At 71.1% G+C, this 1,387-nt stretch carries 2 protein-coding genes; both read left to right on the forward strand.

Annotated elements, in window-relative coordinates:
* The first annotated feature begins 146 nt into the window (after positions 1-146).
* Positions 147-653: a DinB family protein gene (locus tag ACFCX4_RS36260; RefSeq protein ID WP_376151745.1), complete on the forward strand. Its 507-nt coding sequence runs from the start codon at positions 147-149 to the stop codon at positions 651-653.
* A 165-nt stretch (positions 654-818) separates the two neighbouring features.
* Positions 819-1,313, forward strand: coding sequence for a hypothetical protein (locus ACFCX4_RS36265; RefSeq protein ID WP_376151747.1), 495 nt, complete (start codon positions 819-821; stop codon positions 1,311-1,313).
* Positions 1,314-1,387: the final 74 nt, after the last annotated feature.

Genomic DNA, 1,387 nt, shown 5'->3' on the forward strand with positions numbered 1-1,387 from the left:
GGGCCGAGGGCGGTACCCCATATCCAAACACCCACCCCCCCCTGGGCTGAACCCGGCCCGGCTGGCGGGGGCCCCCGGCCGCCGACGCTTCGCCGACCTGCGAAAACGCCTCGACAGCGGCCGCGGGCTCGGGAATGCTTCACGCGATGACCAGAATCGACGACACCCCGCCCGCGTGGGACGAGCGCACCCAGCTCACCACGTTCCTCGACTACGCCCGTGCCACCGCCCGCGCCAAGTGCGAGGGCCTCTCCGCCGAGAACGCCCGCAAGGCGCTCCTCCCGGGCTCGCCGCTGATGACCGTGAGCGGGGTGATCAACCACCTCCGCTGGGTCGAGTACCACTGGTTCCAGGTGATCTTCCTCGGCGAGGAGGACCACGGTCCCTGGACCGACGAGGACCCCGACCGCGAGATGCGGATCGCCGTCGACTTCCCGCTCCCGCAGCTCCTCGACGAGTACGCCGAGCAGAGCGCGCGCTACCGCGAGCTGGTCGCCGGGCGAGGCCTGGACGAACGCGCGGTGGGGACCGTCCGGGGCGGCCTCCACGTCGACCTGCGGTGGATCCTCCACCACCTCGTCGAGGAGACGGCCCGCCACAACGGCCACCTGGACATCCTGCGCGAACTGCTCGACGGCACGACCGGCGGCTGACGGGGCGGCCGGGCGTTCGAGTGGATTTCACTCGAACGGATGAGGATGATGCCGCGCCGCCGCCGGGCCGGCCGGGTGCCCCTGACACTCCTCGGAGGGTGAACGGGCCGTGCTGCACAGGCCGTTCGCCCCGTTCGGCTCATTCATGAGGAGAGGGGAACGGCGATGACCGAAGCGGTGGCGTACACCGAGCCGGGGGCGTGGCTCTTCAGGCAGGACTGGGCGTTCAGCAGCGTCCCGGAGTTCGGCGACATCCGCGTCTACGCGAAGGCCCTCCTGGTCGTGGCCCGGGGCGACGGGATCCTCGCCCCGGAGGAGCGGGACTGGGTCCTGGGATACATCGGCGTCCTCACCGGAGGGGACGACGAGCTCCTGCGGGAGCTCGCCGACTACAAGGCCGAGGACGACGTCGTCGCCCTGGTCGAGAGCTCGGAGGTCGTCACCAGGGTCGCCCGCCGGCCGCTGGTGTTCGACGCGTTGCGGGCGTGCGACGCGGACGGCGCCATCGCGCCGGGCGAGATCGAGCAGATCAAGCGGATGGCCGAGGCGCTGGGGATCACCGGGGAGACGGTCGACCGGTTCAAGGACGCCTACCTGGAGGAGAAGGCGGTCAGGACCGCCAGGATCGCCGCGGTTTTCCCGGACGGCACCCCGTTCTGACGCCTTCCGGAGCGTGAGTCGGCGCCCGGCCCGGTGTTAATGGCAGACTCCGGGTGCCGCGATTGAAGTAGGTA

Origin of the sequence: Kitasatospora sp. NPDC056327, from assembly GCF_042261735.1 — a bacterium.
Lineage (GTDB): Bacteria > Actinomycetota > Actinomycetes > Streptomycetales > Streptomycetaceae > Kitasatospora.